The organism is Bradyrhizobium sp. USDA 4341 (assembly GCF_054063755.1).
Genome location: NZ_JBSSGO010000002.1, coordinates 878,953 through 896,232, shown reverse-complemented (window position 1 = coordinate 896,232; position 17,280 = coordinate 878,953). Strand labels below are relative to the sequence as shown.

Annotated in this window: 20 protein-coding genes; 16 read left to right on the top strand and 4 right to left on the bottom strand. The window is 57.9% G+C overall.

Features of this window, described 5'->3' with window-relative positions; genetic code table 11:
• The first annotated feature begins 9 nt into the window (after positions 1–9).
• The 8 genes from ACVIGB_RS09955 (at position 10) to ACVIGB_RS09920 (ending at position 8,477) form a co-directional block, all read left to right on the top strand.
• Positions 10–1,818 (top strand): phage terminase large subunit family protein, encoded by a 1,809-nt coding sequence (locus tag ACVIGB_RS09955; protein ID WP_456722805.1) that lies wholly within the window; start codon positions 10–12, stop codon positions 1,816–1,818.
• A gap of 7 nt (positions 1,819–1,825) precedes the next feature.
• Positions 1,826–2,188: a hypothetical protein gene (locus ACVIGB_RS09950; RefSeq protein WP_456722806.1), complete on the top strand. Its 363-nt coding sequence runs from the start codon at positions 1,826–1,828 to the stop codon at positions 2,186–2,188.
• A gap of 128 nt (positions 2,189–2,316) precedes the next feature.
• Complete coding sequence (locus tag ACVIGB_RS09945; protein ID WP_456722807.1) at positions 2,317–3,936, top strand: phage portal protein; 1,620 nt, start codon at positions 2,317–2,319, stop codon at positions 3,934–3,936.
• A 15-nt stretch (positions 3,937–3,951) separates the two neighbouring features.
• Entirely contained in the window at positions 3,952–4,236 is a 285-nt protein-coding gene (locus tag ACVIGB_RS09940) for a hypothetical protein (RefSeq protein ID WP_456722808.1), read from the top strand.
• A gap of 2 nt (positions 4,237–4,238) precedes the next feature.
• Positions 4,239–4,877 (top strand): hypothetical protein, encoded by a 639-nt coding sequence (locus ACVIGB_RS09935; protein ID WP_456722809.1) that lies wholly within the window; start codon positions 4,239–4,241, stop codon positions 4,875–4,877.
• 35 nt (positions 4,878–4,912) lie between these two features.
• Positions 4,913–5,242: a hypothetical protein gene (locus tag ACVIGB_RS09930; protein WP_456722810.1), complete on the top strand. Its 330-nt coding sequence runs from the start codon at positions 4,913–4,915 to the stop codon at positions 5,240–5,242.
• A 146-nt stretch (positions 5,243–5,388) separates the two neighbouring features.
• Complete coding sequence (locus ACVIGB_RS09925) at positions 5,389–7,665, top strand: phage tail tape measure protein (protein ID WP_456722811.1); 2,277 nt, start codon at positions 5,389–5,391, stop codon at positions 7,663–7,665.
• A 425-nt stretch (positions 7,666–8,090) separates the two neighbouring features.
• A complete protein-coding gene (locus tag ACVIGB_RS09920) occupies positions 8,091–8,477 on the top strand; it encodes a hypothetical protein (RefSeq protein ID WP_456722812.1) in 387 nt (128 codons plus the stop codon).
• 31 nt (positions 8,478–8,508) lie between these two features.
• Here the strand turns inward: ACVIGB_RS09920 and ACVIGB_RS09915 are convergent, their stop codons facing one another.
• Positions 8,509–9,033 carry a hypothetical protein gene (locus ACVIGB_RS09915; RefSeq protein ID WP_456722813.1) on the bottom strand — a complete coding sequence of 175 codons (525 nt, stop codon included), beginning with the start codon at positions 9,031–9,033 and terminating at the stop codon, positions 8,509–8,511.
• A 224-nt stretch (positions 9,034–9,257) separates the two neighbouring features.
• Here ACVIGB_RS09915 and ACVIGB_RS09910 point away from each other — a divergent pair, with 224 nt between their 5' ends.
• The 8 genes from ACVIGB_RS09910 to ACVIGB_RS09875 all read left to right on the top strand — a co-directional run bounded on the left by ACVIGB_RS09910 (position 9,258) and on the right by ACVIGB_RS09875 (position 14,325).
• Positions 9,258–9,518 carry a hypothetical protein gene (locus ACVIGB_RS09910; RefSeq protein WP_456722814.1) on the top strand — a complete coding sequence of 87 codons (261 nt, stop codon included), beginning with the start codon at positions 9,258–9,260 and terminating at the stop codon, positions 9,516–9,518.
• A gap of 147 nt (positions 9,519–9,665) precedes the next feature.
• Complete coding sequence (locus tag ACVIGB_RS09905) at positions 9,666–10,073, top strand: hypothetical protein (RefSeq protein ID WP_456722815.1); 408 nt, start codon at positions 9,666–9,668, stop codon at positions 10,071–10,073.
• A 90-nt stretch (positions 10,074–10,163) separates the two neighbouring features.
• Positions 10,164–10,880, top strand: coding sequence for a hypothetical protein (locus ACVIGB_RS09900; protein WP_456722816.1), 717 nt, complete (start codon positions 10,164–10,166; stop codon positions 10,878–10,880).
• 33 nt (positions 10,881–10,913) lie between these two features.
• Positions 10,914–11,201 (top strand): hypothetical protein, encoded by a 288-nt coding sequence (locus ACVIGB_RS09895; protein ID WP_456722817.1) that lies wholly within the window; start codon positions 10,914–10,916, stop codon positions 11,199–11,201.
• Between the two features lie 399 nt (positions 11,202–11,600).
• Positions 11,601–12,089: a thermonuclease family protein gene (locus tag ACVIGB_RS09890; RefSeq protein ID WP_456722818.1), complete on the top strand. Its 489-nt coding sequence runs from the start codon at positions 11,601–11,603 to the stop codon at positions 12,087–12,089.
• Positions 12,090–12,129: 40 nt separating this feature from the next.
• Positions 12,130–12,636 (top strand): hypothetical protein, encoded by a 507-nt coding sequence (locus ACVIGB_RS09885; RefSeq protein ID WP_456722819.1) that lies wholly within the window; start codon positions 12,130–12,132, stop codon positions 12,634–12,636.
• Complete coding sequence (locus ACVIGB_RS09880; RefSeq protein ID WP_456749135.1) at positions 12,637–13,278, top strand: DUF2971 domain-containing protein; 642 nt, start codon at positions 12,637–12,639, stop codon at positions 13,276–13,278.
• 318 nt (positions 13,279–13,596) lie between these two features.
• Positions 13,597–14,325 (top strand): hypothetical protein, encoded by a 729-nt coding sequence (locus ACVIGB_RS09875; RefSeq protein ID WP_456722821.1) that lies wholly within the window; start codon positions 13,597–13,599, stop codon positions 14,323–14,325.
• Between the two features lie 47 nt (positions 14,326–14,372).
• Here the strand turns inward: ACVIGB_RS09875 and ACVIGB_RS09870 are convergent, their stop codons facing one another.
• The 3 genes from ACVIGB_RS09870 to ACVIGB_RS09860 all read right to left on the bottom strand — a co-directional run bounded on the left by ACVIGB_RS09870 (position 14,373) and on the right by ACVIGB_RS09860 (position 16,972).
• Positions 14,373–14,669 (bottom strand): hypothetical protein, encoded by a 297-nt coding sequence (locus tag ACVIGB_RS09870; protein ID WP_456749134.1) that lies wholly within the window; start codon positions 14,667–14,669, stop codon positions 14,373–14,375.
• Positions 14,670–14,856: 187 nt separating this feature from the next.
• Complete coding sequence (locus ACVIGB_RS09865; RefSeq protein ID WP_456722823.1) at positions 14,857–16,140, bottom strand: tyrosine-type recombinase/integrase; 1,284 nt, start codon at positions 16,138–16,140, stop codon at positions 14,857–14,859.
• 319 nt (positions 16,141–16,459) lie between these two features.
• The gene (locus tag ACVIGB_RS09860; protein WP_456722824.1) at positions 16,460–16,972 is read right to left on the bottom strand and encodes a MarR family winged helix-turn-helix transcriptional regulator; all 513 of its coding nucleotides are present in this window, start codon (positions 16,970–16,972) and stop codon (positions 16,460–16,462) included.
• Positions 16,973–17,280: the final 308 nt, after the last annotated feature.

Sequence of the window (17,280 nt, the reverse complement as noted above, 5' to 3'; positions counted from 1 at the left end):
CGAGATACAATGATCGACAACGCATTAGCGTCGGCGATGCTCGGCGCTATGCGTCCTCCGCCGATTATATCGCCGCGTGAGTTTGCAGAAACCAACATACGGCTTCCCTCAAATGCGGCTGCCCGCCCGGGGCCGTTGCGGCTTGCACCCTACCAGATCGAGCCGCTCAATTACTTCGCAGAAGACGACGCAGACGTACTTGTGTTGGAGTGGGCGGCACAGACCGGGAAGAGCACCATTGTCAATGCCGTGCTCGGCCATATCATTGGCTGCAACCCGGGTCCCACGCTCCACGTCTCACCGACCGGGGACCGCTCGAAAGAGCTGGTTCGCGAGCGTCTAGACCCACTGATTGCAAGCTCTCCCGCCCTTCGCGCTTTGGTCGGTACCGGTAACGGTACCAAGAGGGGGAGTGCGGGCGGCACGGACAGCACGTCGCTCAAGACCTTCCCTGGGGGGTCGATTGCCTTTGCGTCGAGCTTCAAGGCCGATGAGCTTGCAGCGCGAGCGATCAGGTTTTTGCTGCTCGATGAGACGGACAGATTCGCGGGCGCGCTCCCTGGCGAAGGCGATCCCGTCGCACTCGCTTTTAAGCGTACCAAGACCTTCGAGGACAACGGCCGTCGTGTCCTCCTCGTCAGCACCCCGACGACGCGCATGGGGTCGCGTATCGATTCTTGGTTCAAGCGCGGAGATCAGCGCAAATGGTTCGTCGCCTGCCCCGATTGCGTTCACAGCGGACCGCTAGATTTTGCGGACATCAAATGGACACCGGGTAAGCCTGAGACCGCTCACCACGTCTGCCCGGACTGTGGCGTGGTTCACGGTGAGGCGCAGCGGCGCGCGATGGTGGGAGCGGGGAGATGGATTGCCACCGCAACCGGCGAGAGGGGCATTAGGTCTTACCATCTAACCGAGTTGGCCTCACTGTTCAGCACGATGGCTTCAGTTGTTCAGCAATTCGAGGCTGCGACCACGCCAGAGGCCAAGCAAGTCTTCTACAATACCGTGCTTGCCCAGGCCTACGACGCAACGACAGAAGTCGAGTTGTCTGCAAGCGAACTACAGCAACGCGCCGAGCAGATCGCGTCGCCGTACCGTGCGGATATGGTGTTCGTCAGCGCGGGCGTCGATGTGCAGTCCAATCGTCTTGAAGTGACATTCTTAGGTCACCACGCCGATCAGACGTTAAGTGTTCTCAATCACGTTAAGCTGGTGGGGGACACAAGCGGTGACGCGGTTTGGCATCAGCTTGACGCGGCAATGGAGTCCGCCTTTCGAACCGTAGACGGCCGCGTGTTGCCCGTTCTAATTCAGGCAATCGACTCAGGCTTCAACGCTGATCAAGTCGTGAAGTTCGTGCGATCTCAACGCCGAAAGTCGCGCTCGGCGTACGCCGTTAAAGGTAAGGGAGGCTTCGACCGAATGCCTCTCGTCAGTGGCGGACGACTTAAAGGTCAGATGCAGTTGCTGATTGTCGGGGTCGACGCGGTCAAGCTCGCCGTTCAAAAGGCACTTGCGATTGAGGAGCCGTCTCCGGGTTATATCCGACTGCCGGAGCACTTGGACGAAGAATACTTTGCCGGTTTGGCATCCGAGCAGTTGCGTGCCCGCGTCGTGAATGGTGCACCGCGCTTCGAATATCACCGCACCGTGAGACGAAACGAGCCACTCGATTGCCTGGTGTACGCCACGGCCATCGCAAGGCATCCCCAAGTTCGGGCGGCAATTGAAAAGCCGCCCGCACCTACACAACCCAAACCATCATTCGAAGAGTCGCTCAAGCGATTGGCGGCTCTCTCCGAACCCATGAGGTAACTACACCATGCGCGAATACAAGAAACCGGCCGCTGTTAGCGGCGAAGCGAACGCCGCAATCGCGAGTGAACGTATGCGAATCCGAGATATTCTGGAAAGCGTTGAAGCGCGGCGCAATCCTGCTATGGCGCAGAAACTTGCGCTTGTCGCGGCGCTCGACGCTGAGACAGCGAGGAGCATCCTGGGTGAAGCGCCTGTCGCTAATCCTTATCTTGCGGCCTTGGATCGCGAAGTTCCGAGCGGCCTGAACGCGGCCACGGTAGACATCACCGGCGATCCGAGGGCCGCGCGCATGAAAGAGATCGCGGAGGGTGTAAAAGCCATCAACGCCGCGAACCGTCGCGCGCAGGGCCTTGCCGCTAAGGAATAGGTCCTATGTCAAAGATCAAAGGACGCGGTGCTTTCCGCACCGCTCGCGCTGGCCGGGGATCAGGTACAAGCGGACGGACTCGTGCCCCTGGAGTGCCCAAACGGCTTGCGGCTGCCGCCAAGGACGCAATGATTAAGCCGCTCGCACCGATCGAATCTGTCGGAGCAGCACGAGCGGGTATTCTCGACGGGACGGACGGCAAGCCGTCGCTCGTTTGGGCGCGTTACGACGCCGGGCCGTTCACTGCCGGTAACCTTGGCGGATGGCAGCCGTATTGGGGCACTCCTGGCAGCGAGATTAGCCGCGAGCGCTCATTGGTCGCTTCGATCACGCTCGACCTCTTGATGTCTAATCCAGTCATTGCGGCGCTCGTGGAAGGCTTTGCGACCTACGCAGTAGGAAACGGGCTCACGCTCTCTTCGCGACCCAACTATGGCGCGCTTGGCATCTCCAAAGACGCTGCGCGGGAGTTATCGCATCAGATCGAAACGGCATGGCAGGAGTGGGCGAAAACTGGTGCCGAATGCGACGCTTCAGGCCGCCACTCGCTGCATCAGCTCGCGGTCGCAGCATACAAGAGTTTTCTGCTCACTGGCGAAACGCTCTTCATTGTCGGGCAGAGTGCAGACGGTTCGGTCACACGTACGAAGGTCAACATGCTTGATGTTCGCCAGCTCGACCAAAGCATCACCCGCGTCGCCGAAGGCAACAACGGGGGAACCATCATGCAGGGGGTGCAGTTCAGGAATGGCAGGGTAGAAGGCTATTGGATCAGACCCTTCCAACTCGGCAATTTCAACACCGCTCCGCAAGCAACGTTCGTGAGGGCTCGTACGTCGTGGGGGCGGACAGTGGTTGGGCATCTCTTCGACATGATCGCCCCGGGACAAATTCGCGGCATCTCACCGCTCGCGCCCGCTCTGACGCCTGCTCATTCGAAGTCGACGCTGCGGGAGTTTGGGCTAGCCGCCGCCCTGGTGCAGTCCATGATTGCAGCCACGGTAGAATCTGATCTACCCCGGGATGCCGCGCTTAGGTCGCTTGCGACTGCCGACGCTATGGACGTGCCTGCACCGTCGGGTGTTTCACCTGAAGCATGGGCGGAGGCTCGCGCGGCATACTATGAGACCGTCAAGGTAAACCTTCAGCCGGGCGTGGTCACTCACATGATGAAGGGCGACCGGCTCGTTCTGCATCGGCCGCAGAGCCCCAATACTGTTCATGATGCCCTAGACAAGAGCTTGTCCCGGGAGGCCGCCAAGGCGGCGGGCTCATCAGCAGAGGACGTGTCGGGAGATTACTCGCAGACATCCTTCAGCGCTTCACGCCTCGCGCAGGAACTACCGTGGCGGATCAACAAGCGCAGACGCTCTGCAATCGTTGAACCGTTCTATCAAGCGGCGTTCGTCGCGTGGCTCGAAGAGATGTGTGAGACCGGGCGTATCCGCCTCCCGGCTGGTGCACCGGCCTTCTGGCAGGCCCCCGAAGCCTATAGCAGCGCAATTTGGCGCGGCGAAGGTAAGCCAGTGGCCGACCCGTTGAAGGCAGCTCAGGCCGATATTCTCGAAATCGAAAACGGCTTGTCGACGCTCGAAGCGAAGCTCGGCGAACGTGGCTTGGACTTCGAGGAAGTATTGGCTCAGCGCAAGAGCGAGCGAGAGCAATTGGAAGCGGCTGGCCTGCCTTATCCCGTGCCAAAGAACCGGGACGATTGGAAGGCCGAAGACGACGCGTCTTCGTCGACCTAGCAGGACACTACAAACATGACAAACTGCAAACCCGGTGGAGGCGTCCCCACCGTCGACAACCCGTGCGCAATGCTTGGAGCGCTGCGCGCTGCGTTTCTTCAGCTACTTGCCGGACAGGCGAAGGCCGTGGTCCGAAACGGCGATCAGTGGCTCGAATTTCAGCGCGGCGACGCAAAGACATTGCAGCACGAGATTCGCCGCCTCGAAATCATCTGCGAATCCGGCATCAGCGTTGGGCGCGCGGTGCGCGTCGGGCCGTACATCCCCATGAACGCGCCGCACCGGCGCTTTAGGTACTGACCATGAAAGAGAAGATAGCCATTCCACTGGATGGCGTGCCCAGCATCGTCTTGCTGGACAATGGCAGCCGCATGACGAGTGTCAAAGCGGTGGCTGCGGGGTATCGAATTGTCGACGCGTCCGCGATCAAGAGCGCTGAAGCCGCAAACGTCGTAGTTGATGCGGTCTCACGCTGGCGGCTCGCAATCGAATGCTTGCCGGAGGCAACTGAACGAGCGGCGGCAACAGCCGAATTGCTGGCAAGCCGCAACCCCGAAACCCTGACGGTAGAGCAGGCCCGCGCGTTTCTTCGCGGCCTGCCCCTTGAGACCGAGCACACCGAACAGACGGAAGACACCATGACAACCGACCCGAGGGCGGAACGCCTCGCTGAGATCGAACGCTCTATGAGCACGTTCAACAAGAACAACGGGCACGCGGGCAAGGACCTCCGCGCCAATATCGCGGACATCGACCCGGCGCGACTGCGGCGTTTGGCTGAGATCAAGCTGAACGCGATGAACTCGAATGGGCGCATGACATCCGACTTCAAGAAGCTGAAGCTCGCTCTCGACACGCATTCGAGACTTGGTGGCGACTTCTCGCGTGTGCTCGCCCAGGCGGGCGTCAATGCGCAGAGCCTAGCGCCTAAGATCGCCTAATCCCATCATCCATCCGACATAGGATCAAACCCCAAATGACTGCGCAGACCTTTCCCCTCAGCAAGCCGCTCACGACACACGATGGCAAGCTGACATCGTTGACGCTCCGAGAACCCACTGCTGGCGCTTTCATCGACAACGGCGAACCCTTCAAGGCCAACGTTCGCAGAGATGCCAACGGTCAGCCAGAGGGCCTCGATTTCGACTACGACAACAAGGTCATGATTAAGTGGCTTGTAGATATGACCGTCGAGAAAGTTGATGACATCGTCCTTAAGAGTCTGAGCGCGAGGGACTACCGCAAGTTCAGGGACCTCGCGACTGATATCATCTTGCTGGGGGTGCAGGACCGCGACCCTACCTGACCGTTCAACGCGCATGCGCAACGATGATACGCTTTGGAGTGCAGCCGTCCGAGCTGCACGCCATGCCCGTTGGACGGCTAATGAACCACATCAAGATGCAAATGGAGCTGAAGAAGTTCCTCGACAAGAATAGGGGATAGCTTCTCATGAGCAATCCAAGCGTAACCGTAACGATCGGAGCAAACGATCAGGCGACGCCGCGACTACGTGAACTACTTGAACGGGCGAAGCAGGTCGATCAAACGACCAAAGGGCTGTTCAAGGATAGCGGCAGCGCGAACATCGCTAATCAGTTCAGGCAAGCGAACAGCGCTGCCCAACAGTACCTCACCACGCTTGATAAGATGCACAAAGTGCAAGCCGCTATCGGCGCGTCTGCTGCGGGAGTATTGGGTGCTAAGGCCTTTCAGTTCGCGAAGTCGGCTGTCTCCGATTACATCCCCTATGAACGGGACGTGCGGTATCAGCGCGCCATCCAGCACTATAGCAACTCCGATATGGCGTTGCTCGACAGGCAGAGGATCGAAGCCGCCACTATCTACGGCCTGAAGCCGGAAGACACGTTGCACGCTCAGCAGGCGTTCGTGACGCGCAACTTCTCCGCGCCGATCACAGAGGCCGCGACGAAGCAGGCTATCGTCCTTGCCAAGGCCTTGAACGTGAAGACGGAGGAAGCCGCGCGAATTGTCGAAGGCCTCACGTTCGGGCAGGGTATCCACCTTCACACCCGAGCCGACGCCACACGTGAGATAGCGCGACAGACCGACTTGGCCGCTATCGCGGCTAAGGCCGGTGCCATGAGCCCGGAAGACATCCAGCAGTTCGGCAAGTTCGGTATCGGCATGTCGACGGCAGCCGGTATCCGGGCCGAACAAGCGTTTGCGACGGCGATGACCCTGAAGCGCGCAAACGTGGGAGGTGACGAGTCGGGCGTCTTCATGCGCGCAGTGGGCGCTCGCCTGCTCGCACCGACGAAGCAAGCTTTCGAAGCGTTCGCCCATATGGGCATCAATTATGCCGACTACGCCCCCCAAGGCGCGGTCAGCACGGACGCAATCGATGCCTCGTTGCGCCGACGCTATGGCAAGGGTCTGTCAGAGGCAGGCAAGACGAGCCTTAGCGCAGCACTCAGCGATGAGTCCCGGAACGTGCTCGGGAGCCGTGAAGATTTCTCGGCAGCCGTCCGTGAGGCCGTCGAGGCCAGCGGCGAGAAGCTGTCCAGGATGGATCAAAAGCACCTCGTGGATACGGCGCTCCGACAATACGACTTGTCGAAAGGCTCGCTCCGGGGTGGGGAGTTGTTTGACGCGATCCTTCAACGGGCGACTGCGCGGGACATGCAGGCCCTGGTAGGCGACAAACAGGGCGGCCGGGCCGTCATGCTGCTCAACTCGCTCGGGCAGTATCAGGAGTATCTCGAAAAGCTGAACCATGGCGATGGGTTCGCGCAGAACATCGCGAACGAGCGCATGCAAGGCTTGGCGGCTGCCGCAGACCGGCTTACCGCCTCACTCGATGCCGCCGAAAAGCAGCTCGTCAAGGCGAACGAGGGATGGCTTACCCCGCTCGCGGAGGCGGGGGCGAGGCTCGCAGGTTTCACGGCTGGGCTCTCGGACGCTCAGAAGCAAGCTATCAGCGTTTCGGCTGGGCTCGCTTCGTTGTCCGGCTTGACGGCTGCGGGAGCTACCGTTGTGTCGGTCATATCCAGCCTTACGGGGCTGGCTGCGAGCGCAAACGTGGCCTCAGCGGCGTTAGCTCGCACAGCGGGTGGCAGCGCCGTAGGAGCCGCCGCAACCGCCGCTGGAGGCGTCGCGGCCGGTTCACGTGTGGCGACCGGGCTCGGACTCGCGTCCAAGGCGTTCGGCGTGACCGCCATCGTGGCGGGGACCGTGCCGCTCGTGTACGGGCTGACGAACGATGAAGCTCAAGGCGTTACACGGGACCACACCCGTGCGGCGCGAGCGCGGGAGGCTATCCGTGCTGATGCGCAGGCACGTATGGACCGGGAGCTGGCGCGGGGTGGCGGAGTTGAGTTCGAAGATTTGCTTAGTGGCTCCGGGCCGTTTGACCGGTATCAGCCGTCTTCCTGGCCGAAAGCGAGGCGCGGCGCGACAAGCGAATACCTTCGCGTGCTCGGTGCATCAGACGAACGGCCGGGGGGCGGTTGGCAAGACTCAATTCGCAACGTCGGTCAGTCGTCCGGCTTCAAGGACGTTGCCGTAACCGGCACCGTGAGCGGCGCTGCCGATTTGGCGATCAATGTGTCCGGCGACATCAAGCCGACGCCGTACCTAGAAGGCATCATCCATCGAGCCGAAGCGAACGCCAACATCTCGCTGAGCGGCATGCTCGGTACCAGCATGCAAGGCCCCGGCGACAACAACACCAAAGCTTCCAGCGGTGCACTAACAGGGACAAGGTAGGATGGCGCTATTCCCAGATTCAGACAATTGGCGCGAAGCCATGCAGACTGAAGTTGGTCCGGCAATTGATGACGCGTTCGGCGAGTGCGTGTGGGTTACGCCTGCGGAGCCCGGCAAGCCTAACTTCCCGGCAGTACCGTGCCCTGATCGCAAAGTCAGGGTACGCGCTACGTACATGGCCAAGGCAATGACCCTAGCATTTGGGGAGGGGCGACGCGTGGGAAACCACGACGCCTATCCCCTCGTTTCAACACGGAAGCCTGTCTTCAGCTTCGGCTATGGCGTGTTGCCTTGGCCGCTGACGCAAGGGTGTCGTATCGCGCGAGACAACGGAGAAGTGTTCGAAGTGACTGACATAAAGCCCGATAGCGTGTCGCGCATTGAAGTGAACGTCGTGCAGCTAGGTAGACAAAAGGACGACTATCATGGGAATGGGTGATCCCACTGCGCGCCTGTCTGGGTGGCCCCGCTCATCAGCTTCGGAGCGGGACATCCCGGATACGATTGCCTACGGGCTCGCATGCCTGCGCGACATGAACGGCGATTCCATGCGGCTCTTGATCTGGCTAGACAACGACTGGCCGGACCAACTCATCCCCGCGCTTACATGGTACGCCGCGCAACCCCGCAGCGGAGTATCGCAGACCTTCGTGAAGTACCTCATCAAATACGCAGGTCCGGCAATGCTTGAACGCGCGTTCGGGAAGCGTCGCGTGCGCGAGCTGCTGCAGCGCTATCCAGGCTGGGGTGATCCCGCAGGACTGCGCGGGCGATTTGACGGGTTTGGCGGTACAGACGGGCTTCCACACTAAGGCGTTGATAGCCGCTTGACCTGTCCCGTGACTACAGCCGGGTTGCTGTCACTTTCCCGGTTGCCGGGTCCCAAGCTTCGCTCTGTATCCTGACAAAGTCATTTAAGATCAGATCGACGACTCCCGAAAATTCATCCGGGGTAACGTGTAGAAGTCGCTTCTTCAAGTGCCAGTCGGATGCAATGGCGAGGCCGTCTTCAATGCCATATTCGTCCTGAACGATCATCAGTTGAGATGCGTGGATGATTTCGTTCGCGAACTCTCCGATTTTTAAGTCCTTCAACTCGGGCTTTTCAATCGAATAGTTGTTATGAACAGTACCGCCAGACTCTCCAACGTAAGGTTGGTGAAACTCACCATTATCCCGCGACGGGAAGGTGCGAACCGTGATCTGCACATCAGCGAGCTTGTCGGTAATCAACCGTTTTTCCACCATCCGCCGAATGGCGAACGCGGAAATCATCAATGCTCGATCAAGCATGTGGAGTGGATTATGGGGAACGTCGGCATCCGATATCGCTTCGGCGAAGTGCGAGACAACCCGGTCCCTCTGCATCGAGAGCTCGTTTTTCCAAGTGTAGGACTGCCAACTACAATAAGAAAATGACACCTGTTCCGCTCTCGATAATTGTTGATCTTCGAATCGAACAGTCCTCGATTCTGTGAGACCTGTTAGCTGACTCTAACACCAAATGCTGTCCGCTCGAAAATAATCCCTTTGACAGTCCCTCAACCGTTTTGCGACAGACGTAGCGTTCTGACTTTCAAGGGATAGGGGCAATGCAACTCATCGCTACACGGCACTACGACGACTGGCATCCAACCACGCTGGAATGCTTCGAACTGCAGGACCGGATGTACCGCAAGCCAGATGGTTCATTCGTGCTGATGGTTGCGGGGCCATTGCCGGAAGATCCTTCAGTCGAAGAGTCTTACAGTCTCGAAGGCGTGTATGAGTGGTTGAGTGAGTGCGCATGGCAGATAGAGCGGACGGTGATAGTCAACGATTCCAATCGATGCCATCCGACCTACGCAGGCTGATGGAATTAGTTGTTACACGGCACGTGTGGGGACGCGGTTTGAGCGCAGAACAGACGCAGGCGAAACTTGCGTCTGCTCTCGATGAGGGTCGGCGGCATCTCGTTCGCGTGCGCAAGGGCGACAGTGGACGCTTGGAGATTGAGTTCGATGGACAGCTCGGAGACATCGGCCGCGCCTACAGACAAGCGGCAAAGACGGCACCCAACAATCTCCCTAGCTGAGTTCAGCGCGATACATGACGTTGATGTATCCGAGCTTGATCGGCCCGTCTCGCTAAAACAAGCTTGTGAGCAGATTTTTGCCAACGAAATCTCCGTAGCGACGCTCAAGGCGGAGCACAGGAGAGGCAATCTCGACCTGTTCAAAATTGGAAGGCAGTACTTCACGACGCGCCGGGACATCGCGGCGATGAAGGAGAAGTGTCGCCTCCCGTCTAAAGCGGGGAGCCACGCCAACCCGACAGACAGCCGAATCGAGGCCGCGCGCCTGCACGCTGCACAGGTGGCCCTCCGGCTAAGCCTCGCGAGACGCAAAATACGGGCTGATAAGACCTAAGATAGACGACAAGTCCCCCACCCACACTTGCGCGGTATCGTTGAGCTGTGGTCTAATCGCAACCTAACGATCTTGCGGGGACGGGGTGCGATGAAGAAGCGGCGCTGGGTTTTCTCGGCTGCTATTGGGGTGTCTGTACTGTTCACGCCGTCGGCTCTCCCAGCCAAGGGGGATGGCAATCCCGTTGACCCAAGGCTCGCATTCTTTCGCGAGTATATCCGTGAGATTACGGAATTGCATCAGCTGCGCGAACAGGCAGCAAAGGAGCTGGCAGAATCGCCGAGCGCCGACCAAAAGCTTGCAACGATGGTTCGTGTCGGTACTCGATACAAATTTCAAACGTCTATAAACATGAGGGTGATCCAAGGCATAGAGTTGGCCGCGCCCTGCAAGTCCTTCGCCGATGGACTTCGCGACGTGAACCAGCTTCGATGGTCAAAACATGCGGAGTTGGTCGACGCCGCCAAAGAGCTTCTGAGCGGACCGAAGCCCGGTGTGGATTACGGAACAATAACTGCTCGTGTGCCCGAGATCAGCGCAGAGCTAGAGCAGGTTGATCGGACGACCTTCACAATAGCCCCGGCAACGTTTCTTTGCTTGGTCGATCCGACAAAGGTTAACGGTGAAGGAAAGGTAGATCGCCTCATCGTTGACCGGAACGAACGCCGGTCGCTCGTCAAGCTACTGAACGACTCGTTCGGAGCGTCGCTCAATGTAGAGGGCGATGCCGACTCGTTTGTATCGGCCGCCAAGGTCTTGAAGCACGGGCTGGAAGGCCAGCAGTGGAAGGCGACCGACGACCGATAAGTAGTGTGGGAAAGCAGGGAGAGGGCGACCCAAGTGAAAGCAAACGCATTTTTGACTTTGTGCATTTTGATCGGCGGTATCGTTTGGTACGTATCGGATCACGGCAAGCCCTCGTTCAGCAAGAGTGAAATCAGCTCAATACAAGAAGACATCCGCAGCCAATTCGGCAAGCGAGACGGTGTCCGCGTTACCGATGTCAGCTTGGTGCAGGAAAGCGAGCGCAGGCTACAAGGTTTCGTAAAGCTTCAAATCGATCAAGTAGGAGAGGTAACAAAGGACTGCTCAGCCGCCATGTCTATGGAGGACGGGCAGACTATTTAGGGCTGTCGCTAAGCGATGTGATGGATATGAGACGGATTTGGATTTTTCTGATCGCGGCATTCGCGATATGCGCAACGCTGTGGGCCGCAAAAGGCTCCATCGTGGATGCTATAATGTCTGACGATTTCGTCGTCATCAATTCTACGACGGGCGCACGAAAAGCGTGCGTCGAAACGGATGACGCTGAAGCATGCAGCTTTGCGGTATCCCGCAGTTATACGCAGCTTAAACGGATGTGCGCCGAAACTCTGAGCGATGTTGTATTCAGTCGCGTGTGTCCCATTTACATGATTGAAGGACGCGACCTTGAAGCCGATCGTAGGTTTGCCGCGCGAGCCCATCTAACTAAGTAGATCGATGCGTTGGGCCTTTGCTTTTCTCTTCATACAAGTAGTTGCGATGTCGGGGGCGCTCGGGGGAGACTTGGTCGGACAAGCCAGCGTCATTGACGGCGACACGCTCGAAATCCACGGCACACGCATTCGGCTGTGGGGCATTGATGCACCCGAGAGCTCCCAGCTCTGTCGCGGTGATGACAGCTTGCCCTATCGTTGCGGGGCAAAGGCGGCAAACGAGCTGGACGCCTTCATATCGCGGCGGCCGGTTAGCTGCGAGCCGGTCGACCGTGACGTCTATGGGCGTACAGTCGCAACGTGCTCAGTTGGCGGCGTCGACCTGGGAGGGTGGCTTGTGCGGGGTGGGCTCGCGTTCGATTGGCCCCGCTACTCCAAAGGCAAGTACGACAACGCACAACGCGAAGCCGACCACGCCGGGCGGGGAGTGTGGGCGGGCAGTTACGTTGTGCCGTGGTTATACCGCGCATGCATCAATCAGGGCGGGAAGCCGCCTGGCTGTTCGGACGCCGTGAATCTAGAACAGCAACAATGACACTGATAGTATCGGCCAACCAGACAGAAGGGGCCTGAAAATGAAAGATAGCGAAGCGCGTGGGATAGTGCTCAAGAAGATGTACGATCTCCGCGAGACGAAGGACCGTCTTGAATTGCCCGATTTTGCAGATACTGGGTTGGAGGTGGACAAGGTTGGCAGAGTACTCGAACAGTTAGCTGAAAAGGGACTCATTCAGTGGAATCCTCGGCGGTCATCTATGACGAGCGCGGTTCGGTACATGGTGATCATGGCGAAGATCAGCGCGTTCGGTGTTGACGTCGTCGAGGGCGATGCCGCGCCACCGATGGCCATTACCATCGATTCTAGCATCAACGTGCACGCCTCGCAGGGTGTCCAGATCGGAGGTCACGGGAATATCCAGAACGTCAATTTGAATCTTGAACGGTTAAACAATTACGTTGACAGTTCAAACGCGAGCGCCGCCGAGAAAGATGAGGCGAAAAGCTTGTTGAAGCAGGTTTGGGAAAACCCGCTGGTAAAGGGCGCGATTGAGTGGGGAGCTAAGTATTTCGGAGGCGGCTAGATGATATATGATCGGCTCTATAAGCCGACGAATGACGAACTGATCTACCACTACTGCGGAGCGGATGCATTCACGCAAATCGTTCGGTCCAAGACTATGTGGCAAACAGCGTACTCTGCGCTCAATGACGCCACAGAGCGGAAGTGGGGCTATGAGCAGTTTCAAGATGCAGCAGACAAACTGAGGAAAGTTTGCGGCGCTGAGTTCATAGATCGGATCATGGAAATCGTCCGGCTAACTCAGGATCACTCGGTGGCTATGGTATCCAGCTATTCGCTCAACGGCGATCTTCTGAGTCAATGGCGCGCGTACGCGGATGATGGGCGCGGTTTTGCGATTGGCTTTTCGCCCCGAGAGCTGGAGTGGCCTGCAAAGCCGCTAAGGGTGCTCTATGACAGAGCCGCACAAAGAAAAGAGCTGACTAATAACATTAGGCATGTCTTTGAAACAGAGAAGCAGTTTGGGTTCAGATATGACGAACGCTTCAATCATCATTGGTTCGCGTTCGCGTTGGACTTGTGCGCTTACAAACACCCGTCGTTCGCTGAAGAGATGGAGATTCGGAACGTTCACATGTCAGGCTTGGCGCTTGACGAGCAACGAAAGGCGGATAATGATTCCGCTTGGAGGGATCGACGGTGATGGGATGAGGCGCGCCGGTCCGCAGCAAATCAATTACCGGGTTCGCAACGGAATTCAGGTCCCTTATGTTGTATTGGATATGACGGATGGCGGCAGAAATGCTCCCATCAAAGAATTAGTCCTTGGTCCAAAAAACCCCGACACCGAAGATAATGTCGCGACGTTCTTGGCTAGCGTGGGCTGGAAAGATGTCAAAGTGAGTCGATCTGACGCGCCTTACGTCTAAGGGCAGCTGAGCCGATTACGTGGAAGAAGGGGCTCATTGTGTCACGAATGCCGAAGTACGAGAAGTTTCGGAATGAGCGTCTTCGGAGGTTTATGCGCGAACAGTCGCGAGCGAAGGAGCCCAAAGCAAACAAGTTTTGGGTTGTTGTAAATAGCGGAATCTTCCTGTGGTTCTTATCTGCATGCCTTGTGACCGTCGGCGGTGGCTACATTACGAATCACCAACAGTGCATGCGCGATGCCGATCAGCTCATTTCGCGCCGCGTCCAGTTGGTGACCGAGCTGCGTTCGAGGCGCCTGGCGTTTAGCTCATCGGTCGCAAATCTTAAGAAGGTGCAACCGCCGTTCGGACCTGGAAAGCAAGGCTCAATTCATTCTGATCTCGCCGCTCTTTCATTTGCCGACGTGCAAAGCGAATATTGGAAGGTCATTGAGCGCATTAATTTTGACCGTCTTCCCGATAGTAGGGTGATGGATGCTCAGATACGTTGGTTGCATCTCGATTCGTCGCGCGCCGATAAGGAATACGAGCGCTTTCGGGAGCCAGCGGTATCGCCCCCAACCAAGCCCGATGAGGCTCTTAAAGTGTTCAAGAAGACGGTCGAGCTACAGTTGCTTCGCGATACATTTGAATCTGATCTAGATGCGTTGGCTTATTCGTATGAACCGGACTGCACCGTGTCGCGGACCTTAGGGACGGCACTAGGTTACAAACCACGAATCGTGCGCGCGGCTGTCTCGCCGATGTTCGAATTGGGAGACACCTCGATCATACTGCAAGAGGATATTGAAGCGATGGACAAGCGGGAAAAGCAGGACTGATTTTGAGCGCGCTAAGTAATTTGCGCGGAGCTTAATTGCAGGCTCAGTCAAAAAATCGGTTTGCTTATCGCGCGGCAAATTCCTGATCGATAATATTTCATTGCGCCTGTTTTCTTACCCGTACCATTCCGCCCCGTGTACGATGTTGTCTCCATTAAGAAATTGTACTCGCCTGTTTCGCGGTTGATGTAGGACTGCATCTCTCTGCTCTCGCTGCCCTTGTCAATTGTGCTTGGATAATTGGCTTTGCCGGTGCAGGCAACGATGCGGTTTCTAAGTTCGCAATTTCCCGTAGTCAGAGCGAATGAGCGCGTGTCCGCCAGCTCACCGTTCTGAAGCCGCAAGATAGTTTCGAATTTGGTCGGCTTCAGGGAGTCGATTGTCGGCTCGCTGAGAATAACTGTGAGCGCTGCCTTCGCACTTCAAAAGAAGATTATTCGGTAGCTCTTCAGCTGCGGCGGCTGTAGAGCACAGGCAGGCCAGCACTATCGCTGCTCGCATCGTTGATACCCCTTCAGGTCAAAGCGAAGTTTAGGCGGGCTCACACACGCTGCAACCGTCCATTGCAGCCTCAATCGTCAATATGGCTTCTCGCTTCTCTTCAAACATGTGCCAGCGGGCATATATGCCAGTCACGCCCTTATCGTTGTGATTAAGTAACGCCTTCACGTAGTCGACCGGCAACCGGGCAGCTTGCACGATTGTCGCCGCCGTTCGCCTCAGGTCATGAGGCGTGAAGGCTGCCAGCTCTTCGTCTTCAAGCAAACGGCGGACCGCCTGACTCATCGAGTGACGGGCGAGCACGCCGACGCTCTCGAAGCGACTGGCAAACACGGGCCTGTCATTCTTGTCTTCTCCCTCATCGGGCTTGCCGATCTCAAGAGCCGCTTCGATCAACTTGACCGCAGTTGGGGAGAGGGGGACCGTATGCTCCGCCTTCTTATTCTTGGTCCGCACAGCCGGAATGATCCAATGCGGCTTGTCGCCGCTAAGGCCGTGAAGCTCGGAACGCATCATGCCAGCGACTTCGCCCGGCCGCTGAGCTGTCAGCAATACGACTTTCAGCGACAGACGGGTCCCGTCCGTGACGCCTGCTTTCTCATCGTCAAGGATAGCGAAAAAGGCCTTCAGTTCGTCCAGCGTTAGGACGCGATCCTTCTCGACTTCCTTGCCCCCGACCTTCTTCATGCCGTGCAGGAAGTTCTCGGACAGAATCTCCCGGTCGTTCGCATAACCCCACATGGTGCGGATAACAGACTGTGTCCGGTTCGCCGATGAGGGTGAGGCCTTGGCAATCTCTTCGAGGTGCTCCCTGATCTCGCTACGCGTGAGGGAGCCGACTGCGCGCTTCCCGAATTTGGCCTTCGGGCGCTTCAGATACCCTTCGTCGTTTTTCCAACTGCTCTTGCGCGGCGTTCCGGTGCGAGGGTCGATAGCCTTAATGTGCTCGACGTACTGGTCGCACAGCTCGCCGAACGTCACCACGCCCTTGCGGTGCTCGACTAGCTGACGCTCTTGGGCGGCCTTGGGGTCCTCGCCCTGGCCGTTCCTGGCTTCTTCCCGGTCCCGGGCCTCCCGGGCGAGCTTCAGACTGAGGGCCGGGGCCTTGGTACCGTACAGCCCCAGCGTCACGCGGCGCATGCCGCCCTTGGCGCGGGAGCGGTAGGCGAACGTCCAACGGGCGACGCCGGTCGGTGGACAGCGCAGCACCAAGCCACCCCCGTCGCTCACTTCGATTCGTTTGCCCGTGTCCTTAGCCTCCGCAATGGCCTTGTCGACCGCTTTGGCGGCGAGCTTGTTTCGACCCCTAGCCATGTACTTGCTCCGTAGCGCCCTAGTCTCCAGGCATGTGCCGGAGCGGCCTTATAGCCGATTTGGGAAACTTTTGGGAAACATTGGCGGGGGATTGGCCGGTTACTGATGGTAACTGGCGATAGCTTCTGATAAAAGCTAAGTGGCTAATTTTTATGTATAAATGGTATCTAAAGGTACGCGCTGAGACTAGCTGATATTCTTGCTCGGAATCACTGGGAGACTAGGGGTCGGAGGTTCAAATCCTCTCGCTCCGACCATTTTTCAAAGCATGCGATGTTGAGAGCATTCGGGCGTTGCTTGCCGCCCGATGCGGCCATCGTCAGGTCTCGAAATCCATCGCGGCGATCAGGCAGGCCTTTTCCATGCGGTTGTTGAGCATCGCAAGCTTGGCCGTGAATTCAGCCAGTTCGGGCTCGCTGAATTCCTCGAACACGGTCTTCTTGAACGCCTTGTGCTGGTCGGCGAGGCCCGCCAGATGCTTTCGGGTCTTGTCGGTCAGCGACAGACGGACCACGCGCGCGTCGGCCGGGGAGGGCGCGCGGCGCAGCAGTTCCTTCTGCTCGAGCAGCTTGGACTGCGTGGTCACGAACGACGGATCGACATGCAGCAGCTTCGACACCACGTTGATCGGCACGCCGTCATCCTTGTCGAGGTCCGAGATCGCGATCAGGATCATCCATTGCGGACCGCTGACGCCAAGCGCCTTGCCCCAGAGCTGGCGGACCCGTTCGAGATGCGAGTTGATGGACGAGATCTCGAGCGTAAAGCGCTTGATGATGTCGAGATTCTCGATGGCGCGCAGGCGCGCCTGATCCTTCCTGGTCACTGACACAGCTTCCCCTTCCCTAGGTGCCGACTCAGCTTTGTGCTGATTTATTTCTTGATTCCCGCGTCGGCGGGACTTTTTTTCTAGTAAGTCGCTCAGGAAGGCAAGTGAACGTAAAGCAATTATGATGCGTATGTGACCGTTCGGCTATTTGGGGTGCGACAAATTTGCCCATGCAGGTAAGGGGCTTAAGTCGAGCGTTGCCGGCGAGACACAGTGTGGCCGCATTCGTATTCCTGACTTTATAAACTATTTTGATTGGGCAACTCGCCCATGCATATTGAACCCGGCGGTAGGGGAATCTCGATCGTCCC